14 protein-coding genes and 1 riboswitch are annotated in these 18,502 nt (G+C 49.1%); of the genes, 12 read left to right on the plus strand and 2 right to left on the minus strand.

Features of this window, described 5'->3' with window-relative positions:
* The first annotated feature begins 84 nt into the window (after positions 1–84).
* The 7 genes from LQV63_RS11230 (at position 85) to LQV63_RS11260 (ending at position 8,575) form a co-directional block, all read left to right on the plus strand.
* A complete protein-coding gene (locus LQV63_RS11230) occupies positions 85–390 on the plus strand; it encodes a hypothetical protein (RefSeq protein WP_233696783.1) in 306 nt (101 codons plus the stop codon).
* A 309-nt stretch (positions 391–699) separates the two neighbouring features.
* Positions 700–898: riboswitch (cobalamin riboswitch) on the plus strand.
* A 172-nt stretch (positions 899–1,070) separates the two neighbouring features.
* On the plus strand, positions 1,071–1,451 hold the full coding sequence (nrdI, locus tag LQV63_RS11235) for a class Ib ribonucleoside-diphosphate reductase assembly flavoprotein NrdI (protein WP_019423940.1): 381 nt from the start codon (positions 1,071–1,073) through the stop codon (positions 1,449–1,451).
* Positions 1,423–3,516 carry a class 1b ribonucleoside-diphosphate reductase subunit alpha gene (gene nrdE / locus LQV63_RS11240; RefSeq protein ID WP_036705410.1) on the plus strand — a complete coding sequence of 698 codons (2,094 nt, stop codon included), beginning with the start codon at positions 1,423–1,425 and terminating at the stop codon, positions 3,514–3,516. Before nrdI ends, nrdE begins: the two co-directional genes overlap by 29 nt.
* A gap of 85 nt (positions 3,517–3,601) precedes the next feature.
* Positions 3,602–4,603: a class 1b ribonucleoside-diphosphate reductase subunit beta gene (nrdF, locus tag LQV63_RS11245; protein ID WP_019423942.1), complete on the plus strand. Its 1,002-nt coding sequence runs from the start codon at positions 3,602–3,604 to the stop codon at positions 4,601–4,603.
* A 205-nt stretch (positions 4,604–4,808) separates the two neighbouring features.
* Positions 4,809–6,503, plus strand: coding sequence for a M3 family oligoendopeptidase (locus LQV63_RS11250; RefSeq protein WP_019423943.1), 1,695 nt, complete (start codon positions 4,809–4,811; stop codon positions 6,501–6,503).
* A gap of 553 nt (positions 6,504–7,056) precedes the next feature.
* Positions 7,057–7,263 carry a hypothetical protein gene (locus LQV63_RS11255; RefSeq protein ID WP_233696784.1) on the plus strand — a complete coding sequence of 69 codons (207 nt, stop codon included), beginning with the start codon at positions 7,057–7,059 and terminating at the stop codon, positions 7,261–7,263.
* A gap of 163 nt (positions 7,264–7,426) precedes the next feature.
* Positions 7,427–8,575, plus strand: coding sequence for an SMI1/KNR4 family protein (locus tag LQV63_RS11260; protein WP_233696785.1), 1,149 nt, complete (start codon positions 7,427–7,429; stop codon positions 8,573–8,575).
* 325 nt (positions 8,576–8,900) lie between these two features.
* On the opposite strand, the gene LQV63_RS11265 is transcribed toward LQV63_RS11260, so the two are convergent.
* Positions 8,901–10,004, minus strand: a complete 1,104-nt coding sequence (locus LQV63_RS11265; RefSeq protein ID WP_233696786.1) for a MerR family transcriptional regulator — start codon at positions 10,002–10,004, stop codon at positions 8,901–8,903.
* Between the two features lie 209 nt (positions 10,005–10,213).
* Between LQV63_RS11265 and LQV63_RS11270 the strand changes: the two genes are divergently transcribed.
* From LQV63_RS11270 to LQV63_RS11290, 5 genes are all read left to right on the plus strand, one after another.
* The gene (locus LQV63_RS11270; protein ID WP_233696787.1) at positions 10,214–11,920 is read left to right on the plus strand and encodes a glycoside hydrolase family 19 protein; all 1,707 of its coding nucleotides are present in this window, start codon (positions 10,214–10,216) and stop codon (positions 11,918–11,920) included.
* 121 nt (positions 11,921–12,041) lie between these two features.
* Positions 12,042–14,048, plus strand: a complete 2,007-nt coding sequence (locus LQV63_RS11275) for an alpha/beta hydrolase family protein (protein ID WP_233696788.1) — start codon at positions 12,042–12,044, stop codon at positions 14,046–14,048.
* Between the two features lie 460 nt (positions 14,049–14,508).
* On the plus strand, positions 14,509–14,946 hold the full coding sequence (locus LQV63_RS11280) for a hypothetical protein (RefSeq protein ID WP_233696789.1): 438 nt from the start codon (positions 14,509–14,511) through the stop codon (positions 14,944–14,946).
* A gap of 206 nt (positions 14,947–15,152) precedes the next feature.
* The gene (locus LQV63_RS11285; RefSeq protein ID WP_233696790.1) at positions 15,153–15,494 is read left to right on the plus strand and encodes a YmaF family protein; all 342 of its coding nucleotides are present in this window, start codon (positions 15,153–15,155) and stop codon (positions 15,492–15,494) included.
* A 508-nt stretch (positions 15,495–16,002) separates the two neighbouring features.
* The gene (locus tag LQV63_RS11290) at positions 16,003–17,427 is read left to right on the plus strand and encodes an NAD-dependent succinate-semialdehyde dehydrogenase (RefSeq protein WP_233696791.1); all 1,425 of its coding nucleotides are present in this window, start codon (positions 16,003–16,005) and stop codon (positions 17,425–17,427) included.
* Positions 17,428–17,515: 88 nt separating this feature from the next.
* Here the strand turns inward: LQV63_RS11290 and LQV63_RS11295 are convergent, their stop codons facing one another.
* Positions 17,516–18,487: an aldo/keto reductase gene (locus tag LQV63_RS11295; RefSeq protein WP_233696792.1), complete on the minus strand. Its 972-nt coding sequence runs from the start codon at positions 18,485–18,487 to the stop codon at positions 17,516–17,518.
* Positions 18,488–18,502 lie beyond the last annotated feature (15 nt).

The following is an 18,502-nucleotide window of genomic DNA, read 5'->3' on the forward strand; positions in this document are numbered from 1 at the left end:
ATGGCACAGCCCTAAACTTAGCAGTTTTCCAAACCAGAAATGGACTGCGGAAGCACCAACTAGCTAAGAATCCCACGGCTAGCCGTGTGGAGTGTCAAAGCCGGACAGCTGACCCCTTATATAACCAACGACAGCCTCAACATGGAGCAGGGACCTGCTATTCCTTCGAACAGTGGAAAATTTCGGGCTGTAATAGCGCCCAAGAGCGTAGTAACCTATGTCGGACAAAATGGTTCTGCAGATGATCCTCCGAATCAAACGTTGACTGATGATCTGGATGACTGGTCCAAGACTAGCTCCCATACAAGCGGATTGGCATTGGATTCATCCAATCGTTTTTATTTCAATGGAGATACGTCACGGGTAAAGCGTACCGATGGCACAACATAAAGCTTTGTTTATAACCTTCAGAATATAATCAATTTTAGTGCGACCATATACCATTTCAGTGTCAGATTGATATAGCAACCTGGAAAATCGAATAGACTTTCATGCTGCTGAAGCAGGGCGATTATGCGACGACGTCCTGCTTTTTTTCGTGCGAAAGAGAAAGAAATTGAATGGCCCAATTGAATTTCGTCAGCTTGTTTTTTATGTCAAATATCTTGCTTCTTCGCAGAAAAATGTGTATGCTACGATAAGAGCCTATATTTAGTGTCTGTTTAAGAGAGTACATACTAAATATGGATTATTTAACTGAATATCATAGAGTAAATAAGGTGTCGAGTTCGACTTAATAGGGAATCCGGTGCAATTCCGGAGCTGTCCCCGCAACTGTAAGTGTGGACGAGATGGGCATTGCCACTGTATTATGGATCTCTGAGAGTCGCTGATATGGGAAGGGCCCACAGTAGGATGACACACAAGTCAGGAGACCTGCCTATTTACTTGGTTTCGCATCTTCGGGGGATGAGAAGTGGAAACGACACGCTGCAGAGTGCTTGGTGAAGCAACAAGCGCTGTACTTTTTTGTTGTCGTTTTAAGCTCATCTACCAGATTAGGTGGGCTTTTTCTATGGAAAAAATCACAGAATCATGTTTGCAATGCTTCTAGCAATGGAGGGTCACTGATGCGTATCGTGTTTGACTCAAAGACCGGAAACGTGAAGCGCTTCGTCAATAAGCTTGATCTGGAGTGTATTCAAGTCGCAGACGGGCTGACTGTCGAAGAACCATTCGTCTTAATTACATATTCGACTGGATTCGGACAAGCGCCTCAATCGACTTTGAAATTTTTGGAGAATAATGGCGACATGCTGCAAGGGGTGGTCTCCAGTGGTAATATGAATTGGGGCGAACTTTATGGAAGGGCAGCGGACCGTATTTCCGAAATGTACTCAGTTCCCGTATTAATGAAATTTGAACTGAGCGGTACCAATAAAGATGTGGAGCGTTTTAAACAGGAGGTAAACGAAATTGTCGATGCAACTATCAAATTGGATTCAGCTTAACAATGAAATTATGGTGTTAAAAGATGGAAAGTATCAGTTTGAAAAAGACCGTGAGGCGGCTAGAAGTTATTTTGTCGATTATGTGAATCAAAACACGGTCTTCTTTCACGATTTGAGAGAGAAAATCGATTATCTCATTGAGCATGACTACTACGAACAGGAGCTGTTCGATAAATATAGTTTTGCTGAAGTCAAGAAGTTGTACGAGATGGTGTATCAGAAGAAGTTCAGATTTCCTTCGTTTATGAGCGCTTTTAAGTTCTACAACAACTACGCTATGAAGACGAATGACGGAACGAAGTTTTTAGAGCGGTACGAAGATCGCATTGCGGTCGTCTCCCTCTTCTTGGGCAATGGTGACATGAAGAAGGCGATGGAATACGCGGAGCTCTTCATTTCGCAGGAATACCAGCCAGCAACGCCGACCTTCCTGAATGCAGGGAAGAAGCGGCGCGGTGAATTGGTAAGCTGCTTCTTGCTGGAGATCGACGATTCGATGAACTCGATCGGATTCGCCATTAATTCTGCCTTGCAATTAAGTAAAATTGGAGGCGGCGTAAGCTTGAGCTTGAGCAAAATCCGCGCAGCTGACGAACAGATCAAAGGCTTGGACGGCAAAGCGAGCGGTGTGCTGCCGGTAATGAAATTGTTTGAAGATTGCTTCTCCTATGCGAATCAATTGGGTCAACGCGATGGCAGCGGGGTCGTTTACTTAAACATTTTCCATGCCGACATTCATGAGTTTTTGGATACGAAAAAGATTAACAGCGATGAGAAAATTCGTATCAAAACGCTGTCGCTTGGCGTCGTAGCTCCTAATAAATTTTTCGAATTGGTAGAGAAAGATAAAGATATGTATCTCTTCTACCCGCATACGGTATATAAAGAGTACGGCATGCATATGGACGATATGGATATCACAGCCATGTATGATGAGCTCGTCAACAACCCGAATGTCCGCAAAAAACGAGTTGTTGCCCGAGACCTTATCATTAAAATTGCACAAATCCAGATGGAATCCGGTTACCCATACCTAATGTTTGTCGATAACGCCAATGAATATCATGCGCTGAAAGAAATTGGGCGTGTTAAATTTTCCAACCTGTGCAGTGAGATTGCGCAGTTAAGTGAAGTATCCTCGATCAATGATTACGGTGAAGAGGATGTAATCAATCGCGATATTTCTTGTAACCTGGGCTCACTTAACATCGTTAACGTGATGCAGAACAAGCGGATGAAAGAGACGGTTCATCGTTCGATGGATGCGCTAACCGAAGTGAGCGACCGCAGCGACATTTCGATTGTCCCTTCAGTAGCGAAGGCGAACCGCGAACTGCATTCCGTTGGGCTCGGGGCAATGAACCTGCACGGCTTTCTCGCATTGAACAAAATTGCATATGAATCCAAGGAAGCTATCGATTTTGTGCGCACCTTCTTCATGATGCTCAACTTCTACTCGCTGGAGCGCTCGATGCTGATTGCGAAGGAGCGGGGCGAGACGTTCAAAGATTTCGAAAAGAGTGAATATGCGAACGGAGCTTATTTCGAGCGCTACATGAATACCGATTATTCGCCGCGGACGGAAAAGGTGGCTGCCTTGTTCGAAGGCATGGACATCCCGACTCATGAAGATTGGGTGCGGCTGAAGGAGCAAGTGGCTCAATACGGCGTCTACCATGCCTACCGCTTGGCGATTGCGCCGACCGGCTCGATATCTTACCTTCAATCGTCAACCGCTTCGATCGCGCCAATTACGCAAAAGATCGAGGAACGCGAGTACGGGGATTCCAAAACGATATATCCGATGCCGTTCTTGAATGAGGACAACTTCTTCTACTACAAAGAAGCTTATGATATGGATATGTTCAACCTGATCGATCTGGTTGCTGAAGTGCAAGTTCATATTGATCAAGCGATTTCTACTATCTTATACGTCAAAGATGATTTGACGACGAGAGATTTGGCGATGTATTACATTTATGCCCAGAAGAAAGGGCTAAAGACACTCTATTATACGCGTACGAGAAAAAGAACGATCGACGAATGCGTAAGCTGCGTCGTATAAGCACGGAAAAGATGCGCAGATGTGCATCATATATGATGAGCAACGTTGATTGTGCCAGTGGTGTCGTTAGAAGGAGGATATATTGATGAATAAGTTTGAAGCGGTGAATTGGAATGCTCCGGAAGCAGACTATACCGAGCTCCTGTGGACCCAGAACACCTCCCAGTTCTGGTTAGATACCGAGATTCCGATTTCGAAAGACTTGAAATCTTGGGCTAAGCTAAGTCATAACGAAAAGTTGACTTTTATGAGAGTATTAGGCGGATTGACGCTGCTGGATACGGAACAAGGCAACGTCGGCATGCCTATGATTGCGCAGCATGTAGCAGACAAACAGAAGAAGGCAATCCTTATTTTCCAAGCGGCCATGGAAGAGATCCACGCCAAAAGCTACAGCACGATCTTTACGACGGTAGCTAGCTCGGAGATGATTAACGATACGTTCGAATGGGTGAAAGAAGATAAACATTTACAATATAAAACATCCAGAATCGACTCGTATTACAAAAATATACAAGACGGTGGAAATCTGAGCCTCTATCAAGCAATGGTAGCTTCTGTATTTCTGGAAAGCTTCTTGTTCTATTCGGGATTCTTCTATCCGTTATATTTGGCAGGCCAAGGAAAAATGGTCGCGAGCGGAGAGATTATTAAACTCATTGTTCGAGATGAGAGCGTACATGGCGTCTTCGTCGGATTGCTTGCCCAGGAAGCATTCCAGCAATTGAACGGTGCAGAGCAAGAAGCAGCTTCTCGCTTTGTGCAGGACTTATTGAATGATCTGTACAAGAATGAACTCGAATATACGGAGAAGCTCTACGATCCGATCGGATTGACTCATGAGGTCAAGAAGTACATCCGTTACAATGCGAACAAAGCTTTGATGAACCTTGGACTCGAGCCTGTATTCGAAGAGGAAGAGGTCAATCCCGTCGTTCTGAACGGAATCAGAACCCAGACGACGACGCACGATTTCTTCTCCACGAAGGGACAAGGCTATCAGAAGGGCAAGGTCGAGCCTTTGCATGATGAAGATTTTGAGCTCTTGAATCGCCGTGTGCTAGAGTCGAATAAGCTTGGAATCTAGTAATATAGCAAGTACAAAAATCCTCCCTCATGTGGAGGATTTTTTTGTTGCGGCGCACCTATACAAGCGGGGATGGATCCAGTACAATGTCCATGTAAGTAAATCCCATTTGATAGAGGCTTCACTTATGGAATTGTATGACGATTGTTTTGTATAATAGGTAGTAGATTTGTGTAGATTAACCAATAGGGAGGATACATGCTATATGAAATTCAGTGAGTATCAATATGAAAGACCCGATATTAAAATTATTGAACAGCGTTTTAAAGAGTTATTGAGTGCCTTCAATGCGGCGGACAGCTTAGAAGAGCAGGATCGCGCCATGGCGGCTATCAACAAGCTGCGCAGCGAAATCGATACCCAAGGCCAAATTGTCGGCATTCGCCATTCCGTAGACACGACGGATGCGTTCTATAAGGCGGAGCAGGATTATGTGGACGAGGTCGGTCCGATCATCCAAGAATACATAACAGACTATTATCGTGCACTAGTCAACTCGAAGTTCAGAACGGAGTTGGAAGGCAAGTGGGGCAGTCAATTGTTTGCTTTGGCGGAGCTGTCCTTGAAGACGTTCCATCCTGACGTTATCGAAGATTTACAGCAGGAGAACAAACTTGCGACGGAATATTCCCAGCTTATCGCTTCCGCGAAAATTCAATTCGAAGGTGAAGAGCGGACATTATCGCAGTTGACGCCATTCGAGCTGTCCACCGATCGGGAGTTGAGACAGCGGGCTGCCGAAGCCAGATATCAGTTCATGACAGAGCATGAAGCGTCATTCGATCGCATTTATGACGATCTAGTAAAGGTCCGCACGAAGATCGCGAAGAAGCTCGGCTATAACAATTTCGTGGAGCTTGCTTATGACCGGATGAACCGTACCGACTATAACGCTGCAATGGTCGCCAACTTCCGCGACCAGGTGTTGGAGCAGATCGTTCCCGTCGCCACGAAGCTGAAGGAACGCCAGCGCAACCGGATCGGTGTCGACGAACTGCGTTATTTCGATGAAGGCTTCAGCTTCAAGACAGGAAATGCGACACCAAAAGGAGACCCGGATTGGATTCTCCAAAATGGCGCGAAAATGTACGCTGAGTTATCTCCGGAAATGAACGAGTTCTTTACCTTCATGGTGGATAACGAGCTGATGGATTTGGTCAGCAAGAAAGGCAAGCAGAGCGGGGGCTACTGCACGTATTTGAGCGAGCACGGGGCGCCGTTCATTTTCTCGAACTTCAATGGCACCTCCGGCGACATTGACGTATTGACTCATGAAGCGGGTCATGCGTTCCAAGTGTACGAGAGCAGACACTTTGAAGTGCCGGAGTATAACTGGCCTACTTATGAAGCGGCGGAGATTCACTCCATGAGTATGGAATTTTTCACTTGGCCGTGGATGGAATTATTCTTCAAGGAAGACACGGATAAATACCGGTTTGATCATTTGGCATCTGCTCTGCTCTTTATTCCTTACGGCGTCAGCGTGGACGAATTCCAGCACTTCGTGTATGAGAATCCAGAAGCGACTCCAGCGGAACGCAAGACCGCTTGGCGCAATATCGAGAAGAAGTATTTGCCGCACCGGAATTACGAGGGCAATGACTATTTGGAGCGCGGCGGTTTATGGCAGAAGCAGGGCCACATCTTCCAATCGCCATTCTATTATATCGATTACACGTTAGCCCAACTGTGCGCATTCCAGTTCTGGAAGCGGATGAACGAGGATTGGAAGCCAGCGTGGACCGACTACCTGAAATTGTGCCAGGCTGGAGGCAGCCAATCCTTTACCGGCTTAGTGAAGCTGGCTGGCTTGACTTCTCCGTTTGAGAACGGCTGCGTGGCGTCCGTCATTGGTGACATCGAGGCGTGGTTGAACGGGGTAGACGACACGGTATTGTAAGATTGAAAATAGCAAAATCCCAGCAAGGTCGCCTGCGTGAGAACGTATGCGACCTTTTTTCTGCATAACTGCTGCATAAGCCGCCCCCTCGACACACCGCACCTAATTTTTCTGAACAATCACGTTCGAGATCAATCTATGCATTCCAGTGTCTAGCCCCACTCTCCCCATGGTTCAGTCGCTAAAGCAAACACGAAATTTATTGGACTCATATTCGAAAAATTTCATTTTCTGAATATTGAGGAATATACAAAACATAGATGTGTATATACCTTGGCGCCTTGCTCAGAAGATCAGAGGGCTGCTGTACACAATACAGCATTTAGCCCCAATCTCCCTCTAACTCAGGTACAAACCAATATCGGAAAATGACTGTATTTCGCAGCCTATATTTAGGGTGCATCACGTTCACCGTTTTTCTTATATAGGTATAAAAAATCGCATGATATGAAAAATCTTATGCGTCGTCCGAACGCGATAAGAAGATGGAATGGGTAATTATGGGATACGTATGATATAATATATCCAATTCGCATTAAGGTGGTGTTCAGCCATGCTGGTAGTGAGAAACTTCGTAGTGGTCGTGCTTAATTTAATCGGAGAGTTGTGGATCAGTCCATTTCGGAAAAATGCTTTCTATGATCAATATACCCGGAATATGAGCAAGGTTGGATATATCGTAATTGTCACATTGTCTTCTGCCGCGGTCATTGCAGCCGTACTATGGCTATACAACAGGATATATGGAATTCAATCTTAACGCGACACAAGATTTATCCGAATTTTTAACACTAGCGCATCCCCAAGTGGATGTGCTTTCTTTTCGATTCGATAGAAGGAACTTTTCTCATAAATGGAGAATTGGTATGATTGCGAGGCCGAGGCCCTGCCTCACCAAAATTACTAGATGCAAAGGTATGATAATGATGAATCTGAATAGCGACGTTATGGACGCAATCGTGACATGCTTGAAATCGTGTTTGACAGCGGAAGATTTTTTGTGGGAGAAGCTCCTGTTTCATAGTGAAATTACGACAAACAGCCTGAGCACTGCCGTGCGCATCCAACGAAAAGATGGGAGTCTCTTAGGCAATTGGCAGTTGCCTGAAGAGCAGGAAGAGCTGCTATATGAACATTTGGAGGCGCTGCAGGAAGATATCCGCAATCAAACTTGGGATGAATTCGTCATCCTATTGACCTCGGGGAATGAAGTGCAAATTGATTACTATTACAAAGAGAAGACGTTCCTGTTCAGCTCCGAGAAAACCGATTATTTCGAATATAAATATCTCGGAATACCACTGGATCCGACAATACAGGCGTTGATTGACAATCCTAATGCGAAAGACGTCACACGCACAAAAGTGTACCACAGAGAGAACTCAGAAGCCTATCTAAGGCTGTATTCTGAGTTGTCAGAGCTGTCATTCGAGCAATTATGGAGTCTGTACATGCAGCCGATAAAAGAACACCGCGCAGTGCTGTACAACAATCTTCGAGCAGGGTGCCGCTCCTCACAGCTGGAACAATTGGAAGCCACCATAGGTTTCGAGCTTCCGCAAGACTTCAAAGCGTTGTATGCCATGCATGACGGGGAAAACGACAAGGAGGAGTCGGGCATATTTTATGGTTTGAATTTCATGCCGTTGCAAGAGGTGGAGCGGGAATGGAGAATCTGGACCGACCTGTTGGATAGTATGGATGAAGGGGAGATTCTGCAGTGCAGCCGTAATTGTATTTCTTATCCCGAGCAGGCGATCAAGGACATCTATGCAGACAAGCGGTGGCTCCCGTTCATTAACGATTTCGGCGGCAACTTTATCGGCTTGGACCTTGATCCGGATACACATGGAACGGAGGGTCAAATAATCAACTTCGGCAGAGATGAAGATGAGAAAATCGTTATCGCCGACAGCTTGAAGGATTTTGTCGTTTTGCTCATTTATCTGCAGCGAACCGAGAAAATCAATAAAGAGTCGTATGCGCTTGGCGTCGAATATGGGCATTTTGCAGATTGGCTGAAGAGTAAGTACCTTGTCCCGATTGATAAGAATCGTCATTACATCGGATAATTCCCGGTCGGAAGAGCCCGAATGCATTTTGGATGACATTCAGGCAGGACTTCCGTATGAACGGCTAGCAGGCAGTTTCGAGCGGATTGCTGACCGGAAGTAAGCAATCTATCGAGCCATTCAGCTTGCAAGTTCGCAGGGTATCGATTGTATCGCCGGTAAAGGCTGTGAAACGTATCAAATTGGGCGCGAGGGCACGATCCATTTCGATGACCGCGAAATAGCGCGGAAGGCGTTGGCTTTCGCTCTGAGACAAGAGCGTCATACGGGGGGCGTCAAGATGAGCCGCCCGTATGACAGCCCCGGTAAAAGTCAGACTGTACAATTATAATGATGATTGCGTAATCGTCATCCCGGCTTCAGGAACGAATTCAATCCGATATTCCCGTTCCTTGTCTGCAATGGTTACAGCCGAGAACCCGGGTTGCTCCTGCTCTTGCTGGATCAGTCGAATCCCGCCTCTGTCAAGCTGCCACTCATATGCGGCTTCACCGATCGGAACAGGCGCCGATAAATGATACACCTGCCGGTATTGCTGCGCCGTAGCAGACAGATTAGCGGCGCTTACTTCGATTCCGCTCAACCGGAACGGACTGTCCCATGCCCTGGATTGTTCATATTCGATCAGCCAAGGCATATCATATCCGAGAAACGCCGTACCGAACTGGATGTGCAATCCATCCGATAAGGGCGCCTGCTGCATAAATGGCCCGATATACGGGACGCCCCGTTCCTTCGCGTCATCGATAAAGCTGGCCAGTCCGCCGCTCACTTCTAGTGCTACACCGAATATTCCTTCCTGCCTCTCCGCAAATTCGGCGAAGCCTGTGCCAAGTTCGGTATTTCGCAGCTTGTCTGAATCCTCCTCCGCAATGACCTCCAGGAATCCTTTTCCTAAGTATGCGACTTGCCCTCTCGCACCAGGAATAGCTTCGACAGGAGCGGAGAACCGGACTCCTATCTCTTTCGTCAATTTGTGTACGGTTGCATCCAAATCGCGGACTGCGAACGTAACATGATCCAGCATCAACATTTGTTTGCTCCCTCTCTTTCCAATCGGTTCGTACTGCCGCATCTCTTCCCAATGTGCGATGATATGGCTGATATCCCGTTCCGCCGTCTCCAGCAGCTGTTTCTGGCGGCGTATTTCAAGCAGCTTGCTTTCATAGAAGGCAATGGCATCCTCTGCACATGACGGATTCCCGTTTCCGGGAAAACCGGCACAATTATGAAATAGATGGGCTAATTCTTCCGTACGGACACCCAATTGCAAATAAAATTGAATTTTTCTCACTCGTTCGACGTCTTCCACTTCATATTCCCTATAGCCACTCTCCGTACGCGCGGGAGAGAGCAGCTCTTTTTCTTCGTAATAACGCAAGGAGCGAATACTGACTCCAGTTAGACGTGACAGGTCGCTGATGCGCATCTGTTATAACCCCTTTCACGGGCCCGGTAATGTCATGTTAAAGTATAACATCATGTGAGAGTCAAGCACGAGTCGGACGATTCCTCATGGTCAGACAGAAATAGAGTTAAAGCGTTTACATAATTAGTAGTTTATGCCTATAGTCAAAATAGGGCTTGTTCCCTTACATTAGTGGAGTAGTCATCTATTCCCATTTTAAGGAGGCATGAATGATGTTGAGTCGCAGTTATCCGTATTCTGGAAAGTTTTTGCGGCGTATGAGCGCGCTCTTGTTAGGAACCTCGCTGCTTGTTGCGCCGCTCGGAGCGGCGGTCGGAGCTGAAGAGGCACCTCTGGCGCAAGGAAGCGAGGTAAGCGCGGACCAATTAGGCGCCGCCGCTTCGGCTGCTGAGACATGGTCTGCAGAGAAGGCCTACACGGCCGGTACGATTGTGACTTACAATGGCAAGCAATACCGCGCGAAATGGTGGACACAGAACGACGTTCCGGATAAGCCGGGAGCTGATCCGTGGGAAACGCCGTGGGAGCTTATCGGCGATGATCCAGGCATTCCCGGCGGAGGAGAAACGGATACAGAAGCGCCAACGGCTCCATCTGGCCTCCAAGCATTGTCCAAAAGTTCAAACGCTATAACATTGAGTTGGGAAGCCGCGACAGATAATATTGGCATCGCAAAGTATGACGTATATCGGAACGGAACCCTCCTCGTTTCGGTCACGGCTTTGTCTTATACGGACAGCGGATTGCAAGCGGATACATCATACACATACACCGTAAAGGCATACGATGCAGCCGGCAACGGTACGGCTAGCGCGGAGCTGATAGTACGAACCGATGTTGCCGGAACCGATCTGGGGGTCGGCCAGAGTCGAATTCTGACGGACGCGCAAATTGCATCGTTATGGCAAGGCATCGATCCGCAGTATGCTCCGGACACAGCGGCACAAGCCGTGCAAGCCGCGTTGTCGAAAGCGCAATTCGAAGAGCTGTTCCCATTGCGTATCGGATCGCCGGAGTGGCATCAGGTTGCGAACGGTAAAGACTACTACCGTGCGGATCAAACCGATTATTACTCCTATGACAATTTAATAGCAGCTGTGCGCGATGTAGCAAATATCAAGTATAAAATTGAAACGCGGGAAGGTTCGGCGTGGCTGCAGCGGATTAGCCGTCTGGACAAAGCGCAGAAGAAGGAAACGCTCCTGCTGGAAACGGCAGGCTTCAACGACGACTGGGCGGCCGCGAAGCCGATTCAGACCCGGATTGTCGACTTTGGCTCGTTCCTGAAGGAAGGAGCAGACAAGGACAAAAAGCGCGAGCTTGCAGCTTTCTTGGCCAATATTGCTCATGAAACGGGCGGAGGCTGGGCGACCGCTCCGGGAGGAGAGCTGCGATGGGCCCTCTATTGGAATGAAGAAGTCAGCTATATCGGGGGCAATGGCGGCATTGGGTATGTAGACGGGGCGAACAAGGACTTTCCTCCGGTGTCCGGCAAATCATATCACGGACGCGGGCCGATTCAATTAAGCTGGAATTATAATTATGGATTATTCAGTTCGATTATTTACGGGGATAAGCAAGTGCTGCTCAACGATCCGGAACGCATCACGGCAGATGGGAAGCTCGGCTTCATGACGGCGATCTTGTTCTGGATGACGCCGCAGGCGCCGAAGCCATCCTGTCACGATGTGATGGTAGGCAACTGGGTGCCTTCGGCTGAGGAGATCGCCAAAGGCTTGAACCCGCCGGGCTTCGGGGTGACGATTATGGTCATCAACGGGGGACAGGAAGGCAACCTCGGCGAGAGCGACGTTCGCATCGCTCGCAGAGCGGGCCACTATCGTGACATTACGGCGAAGGAGGGCGTGGACATAACGGGCGAGAAGCTCGACACGCTTGGCATGCGGCCGTTCTAGCAGGTGAAATGCCTCTTCGACCGGAATCATTTCCGGTTGGAGAGGCTTTTTTAAGTGAGATGATACTCATATCATGGTAAAGTAAGAACATATTTAAACTTTGAACAGGAGGTCATCCACTATGATTAAAAGACGAATTACAGCAGAGGATTTGTATCGATTTACTTGGATCAGCGATCCAGCTGTCCGTCCTGCCAGCGGTACCATTGCATATGTTTCCAAGACTGTAAAAGAAGACAAAAGCGGGTACCGCTCACGCATCTTGCTGACGGATTGGAATGGTAGTGCAACCCGGGAGTTTACGCGCGGCGAACAGGATGTGGCGCCTGCTTGGTCACCGGACGGCTCCAAGCTGGCTTTCCTCCGCAAGGACGGACAAAAGAACCAAGTATGGTTCATTGATGCGGAGGGTGGAGAGGCGTACGCCGTCACGAAGGCTGAAGAGGGAGTCAGCGCCTTTGCTTGGTCGCCAGACGGACAATCCCTTCTGTATTCGTCAAAAGCGGATCCGGACAAGCAGGCGAAAGGCGATGATGCAATAGCCGAACAGGATGACTCGCCGAAGCCAGGAAAACAAGCGATTGTCGTGGATCGGACGAAGTCCAAAGCCGACGGTTCCGGCTTGTGGGATAGTAAGAGAGTGCATCTGTTCGTGCACGATATTGAAAGCGCACAAGACACAGCGATAACGTCCGGTGGTTTTGACGTTATCGATTTTACCTGGTCGCCGAATGGCGATGAGATCGTTTTTGCAGCCAAAATTCCGACAGATGCCTCAGTTGATGCAGACTTGGTATTAACGAACGATCTGTTCATCGTAGGACGCAGCGGGGGAGAGTTCCGCAGGCTGACGAAGACCGCGATGTCCGTCAGCAAGCCGGTGTTCTCACCGGACGGCAGCAGCATCGCCTTTTTCGGCGACGAACGCTCGCATGGAAATGCAACGACGACACAAATTTATACCGCTGCGTATCCTGACGGTGAAATCAAGTGCTTAACTGGCAGGTTGGACCTGCACATGGGTAATGCAGCCGTCACAGATATGAAGATGGGGGCGTCCTCTGGACCGGTCTTCAGCCGGGACGGGCAATCCATCTATGCGCTCGTGACGACGGAAGGCAATGTCCATGTCGGCCGTTTCGGCGTGGATGGCAGTCATGTGATGCTGACTTCGGGCCCGCGGGAAATCATCCAAATCGCGCAGTCCGGAACCGACAACGAACTCGTTCTGGTTGCGGCGGATACGCAGCAGCCGGGAGAGCTGTACCGCTTGCATACAGAGAGCAAGAATGAAGTGCAATTAACGCGGAGCAATGCGGGCCTCTTAGAGGAGCTGCAGTTGAGCAATCCCGAATCGTTCTGGTTCGAAGCGTCAGATGGCGGGAAGGTGCAGGGCTGGATTTTGCCTCCCGTCGGCTTGGAGACAGGGAAGAAGGCGGCCACCATCCTCGAAATACACGGCGGTCCGCACGCCATGTATGTGAACTCCTTCATGCACGAGTTCCAACTGCTTGCCGCTCAAGGCTATGCAGTCATCTACTGCAATCCGCGCGGCGGCCATGGCTATGGCCAAGAGTTCGTCAATGCGTGCCGCGGTGATTACGGCGGACGCGATTATTTGGACGTAATGGAATTGGTTGATTATGCCGTATCCCATTACAGCTATGTGGATGAACAGCGGCTTGGCGTAACGGGAGGAAGCTACGGCGGATTCATGACCAACTGGATCGTGGGTCATACGAGTCGTTTCAAGGCAGCCGTAACGCAGCGTTCCATCTGCAACTGGCTATCATTCTACGGCGTGAGCGACATCGGGTATTTCTTCACCGAAGACCAGATCGGCGGCCAGCCGTGGGAGGAGCCGGAGAAGCTATGGAAGCATTCCCCACTTGCTTATGTGAATCAAGTGGAGACGCCGCTGTTAATCTTGCACGGAGAAGAGGACTTGCGCTGCCCAATCGAGCAAGCGGAGCAGCTGTACGTCGCCTTAAAGCGTCTTGGCAAAAAGACGCAGCTCGTGCGGTTCCCGGGCGCGAATCATGATTTGTCACGCAGCGGTCATCCAGAGCTGCGGGTGGAACGGTTAAACCGAATTGCCAGATGGATGAATGGAGTGTTCCAAGCGTAGCGGCCTCATTCTAATTAAAAGTTAACAACGAAACAAATGGAGGTGGAGGATATCTGCATCCGCTAGAGCGAGCTGGCGCTGCCTTTGAATCCGGTCATCAGCTCACACTGTCATTCAGGTTGTTTGGACTTTGGATTCAATAGTGCCTGAAGCGGATATCCCTGCCACTACAAGTGGAATACGGAGGGATTCGCAATCGTTCTAAGAGCGGTGCGGATTCCGCAGCATGGGGCAAGGATACCGGAGAAGCGTCATATGGGCTACAGGGCGAAAAAACGCTATGCAGCTTGCTTGAGCAGAACTCACCCGCACTCATATGCTGCGGGCATACTCACTGGTCGACGCCATGGGTACAGTGGAACGGTGCTTCCAATGCAGTCGGGAAAATAATTATATTAACGAGAGCAGAGGAATAAATACGACACCAGTTCGGAGTGCGGTATGAAATGGAGTGTTGCAAATGTTAGGCAAAGAGGAAATCGAGCATCGACTAGAACAGCTCTTGACCGTTAGCGACGACGAAGAGCAGCTTGCGAAGCAGGCAGCTGGTTTGGAAGCGAACACCGGATTTCCGGATCTGCTGTGGTTCATCGAGCAGACCGTCATACACGGTGATCAGAGCGTGAGATATGCAACTGAACGCATCTCGCTCTATAATCCGCATGAGCCCAAGCTGAATCGGGAGCAATTGATTGAATTGACAGCACAGATTTTGGCATGTGAAGGCACGGAGGCGGAAATCGACCATAAAGTGAACCAGCTAGCAGACAATGTTCCCCATCCGGAGGTAACGGATCTGATTTTTTGGTCGGACGAGGGCTACTCCGCAGAACAAATCGTGGACATGGCATTAGCCTACAGGCCGATTATTGCACCCTCGGTCCCTGATCAGGTCTGAAACAGTAAGGAGTCGAGGTTTTCAATTGCACGAGTCGTTTTCGCGCGCATTCCAAAATTCCTAAGCTAACGTGCAGTTTAGAACAATGAAATAAGTGTATAATCAAAATTTTTTATCATGAGGACCCCGCTGATCGTTGCACTTATATATATTTGCCTTAATAGGATGTTGTGAAAGTCACATAATCATATGGAGGCACACAACGGATGAACAAGAAAACAACATCTTCTAAACAGACACAGAGGCACGTGCATGAATTTGAAGGCAGTACTAAACTGGCTGAAGAAGGCGCAGATCGACATAACCATCGCTTTGCAGGTGTTACAGGGCAAGCGATTCGGTCAGGAAAAAGTCATGTCCATGAAATTGATCTCACGAAAACTGATTTCTTGAACCATTTTCATAATCTGAAAAAGATTAGAACAGGACCGGCTATTCCAGTCGGAAATGGAAAACACGTACATTTTGTTACAGGCCAAACTACATTGAATGATGGTCATGTACACCAATTTAATTTCGCAACATTGATTCAATCACCTCTTATTTAATGAACATACGAACTGTATTCAATGCTGAGCGAGTGAGTTGTTTGCGGGTTAGCAAGGTGTTAATTAAAGAAAGCAGATCCCGAATATGAAATCAATAATCGTTATAATTGTTATTATTCATTAGCGGATGCGACAAGGATATGTTATACGAAAGCCGGCTTTCCTTAGCTTACAGGAATCCGGCTTTTAGCATTCAATATTATGCTTAACGTACAGAGTTTTCCCGAAATGGTACGGTGACCCCAATAAGAAGCACTCATCTGCATGAGCATGTTCCCGTACGCGCTAACGGACGATGACATCGAATTAATGGCCTCTTACCCGGAAATGATGGAACCTGCTCAGCCTTGACGTGTTGAACCGCAATTTTATTCTCTCCAAAGATGAATTTTCCAGTTGCAACCATAAAGGGTAAGGGTATAACTCTAGTGAACCTTTTTATGGTAGTCTATAGTAAAGGATCAATCAACTTTGACGATGCAATGACAGATATTTGGGGGAATAACTTATGTTGAAATATGGCATGTATATAAACGGTCAATGGGCAGATGCGGATAAGACAATAGAGGTCATCAATCCAGCGACGAGGGAAGTTGTCGGAACGGTCCCGTTCGGGGGCGGCGAGCAGGCGAAGCTGGCGGCTGACGCGGCCTATGAAGCTTTTCGGACCTGGTCCAAGACGACAGCAGAAGAACGGAGCAAGTTATTGAAAAAGTGGCACCAGCTCATTGAAGCGCATACGGACGAATTGGCGCGCATCATGACGATGGAGCAGGGAAAGCCGCTGCAGGAAGCGATTGGAGAGATTCGGTACGCCAATCAATATATCGAGTGGTATGCGGAGGAAGCGAAACGCATTTATGGCGAGACGATTCCCGCCTCATCTCCGCATAAGCGGATTGTCGTACTGAAGCAGCCGGTCGGCGTTGTCGCGGCGATTACGCCATGGAACTTCCCGGCGGCGATGATTACCCGTAAAGCAGCGCCTGCCCTTGCGGCCGGATGCACCGTTGTCATCAAGCCATCGGAGGAGACGCCGTTCACGGCTCTCAAGCTCGCCGAATTGGCTGATGAAGCCGGCATTCCGCGCGGCGTCTTGAATGTGGTCACGGGGGAGCCTGCAGCTATCGCAGCCGAGTGGCAGCGAGATGCGCGCGTTCGCAAGCTGTCGTTCACCGGCTCTACGCATGTAGGCAAGCAATTGATGCGGGGCGCGGCGGATACGGTGAAGAAGATTTCGCTTGAGCTGGGCGGTCATGCTCCGTTTATCGTTACGGAGCACGCGGATCTCGATATGGCGGTGGAGGGAGCGATTGCATCCAAATTCCGTAATGCGGGCCAAACGTGCGTATGCACGAACCGGATTTATGTTGCCGCTCCTGTTGCCGATGAATTTACCCGCAAGCTTGCCGATAGAGCGGCTCGCTTACTGGTCGGGGACGGCATGCTGGGAACGACGGATATCGGCCCGCTCATCAATGGCCGCGCGGTGGACAAAGTAATCGCTCATATCGAGGATGCGGTTGCCAAAGGTGGACGTATTGTCACAGGCGGTCAGCCGGATGTGAACGATCGCGGGTTCTTCATCGAGCCAACGGTCATAGCGGATGCAACGGATGAAATGCTGTGCATGCAGGAGGAGACATTCGGCCCGCTTGCTCCGGTAGCGGTGTTCCAATCGGTGGAGGAAGCAGTACAGCGTGCGAACGAATCGCCGTACGGTCTCGCGGCATATGTGTACACCGAGAACATTCGGGAGGCGGTAACGATTGCGGAAAGCTTGGAATACGGCATCATCGGCGTGAATGATGGAGCTCCGTCGGCCGCCCAGGCTCCGTTCGGAGGCTTGAAGGAGAGTGGTTTGGGCAGGGAAGGCAGCCACTTCGGGATCGATGAATATTTAGAAATTAAATATATTTCTTTAGGGATATAACATCTGGTTCATGATTGAGCGTGAACATCAAAAAAACGGGAATGATCGCCTTATCATGCGACCGATCCCGTTTTTGTAATATAAAGGGTTATGGAAGCGCCCGTCCTCTTGAACTGACATAGAGGCGGAACCATTCTTCGCGGGACAGCGTCACATTGACTGCGTCCCCGCAAGCCCGAATACGGGCTGGGTTAACTGTTCCGATGACAGGCTGAATGCCGGCAGGGTGCTTCATCAACCAGGCAAGGATGATGGCTTCCGGTGTCGTGCTTTTCTCTTCGGCCATGTGCTGCACCAGCTTCGCTGTCGCTTGAATGGATTCAGGCTGATCGTCAATGGAACGGCCAGAGAATATTCCTTGCGCAAGCGGTCCCCATGCTTGGAGCTGAATGTTCTCCAAGCGGCAGAACTCCATGGTTCCTTCCGGGAAAATATCGGCAGTGGCCGCAGCCTGATTCACATGCACGCCAGTGTCAAGCCAGCCAATCTTGGCAAGGCTCATCTCCAGTTGATTGATAATGAACGGCTCGTCGCAGGATGCTTGCAGGAGACGAATCTGGCCAGCGCTCATATTCGACACCCCGAAATCGCGGACCTTGCCGGATGCTTTCAATTGGTGAATGGCGCTTGCGACTTCGTCTGGATCCATCAGCGGGTCTGGCCGGTGGAGAAGCAGGAAATCGATGTAATCTACGCCCAAGCGTGACAGGATGCCCTCTGCGCTAGTAATAATATGTTGTTCGGAGAAGTCATATCGACCCGGCACGTCCCCTTCGGCGAAGCGGATGCCGCACTTGGATTGGATGAAGATGCGTTCTCGCAATACGGGCTGTTCCTTGAGTACTTGCCCAAATACCTGCTCCGCTTTGCCCCGCGTATAAATGTTGGCATGGTCAAACATATTGATGCCGCTATCAAGAGCAGCCTCCACGGCTTCGTGAGCTTGCTTAACATGATCGGCGGCAAACGGTTCGCTATTCCAGTCCCCGCCCAGCCCCATGCAGCCGAGTACGAGGCGGCTGACCGGATAGCCGCTGCGTTGTAATGGTATTGTAGTCACATGCAGTCACTCCAT

Origin of the sequence: Paenibacillus profundus (assembly GCF_021369635.1) — a bacterium.
Taxonomy (GTDB): Bacteria; Bacillota; Bacilli; order Paenibacillales; family Paenibacillaceae; genus Paenibacillus_B; species Paenibacillus_B profundus.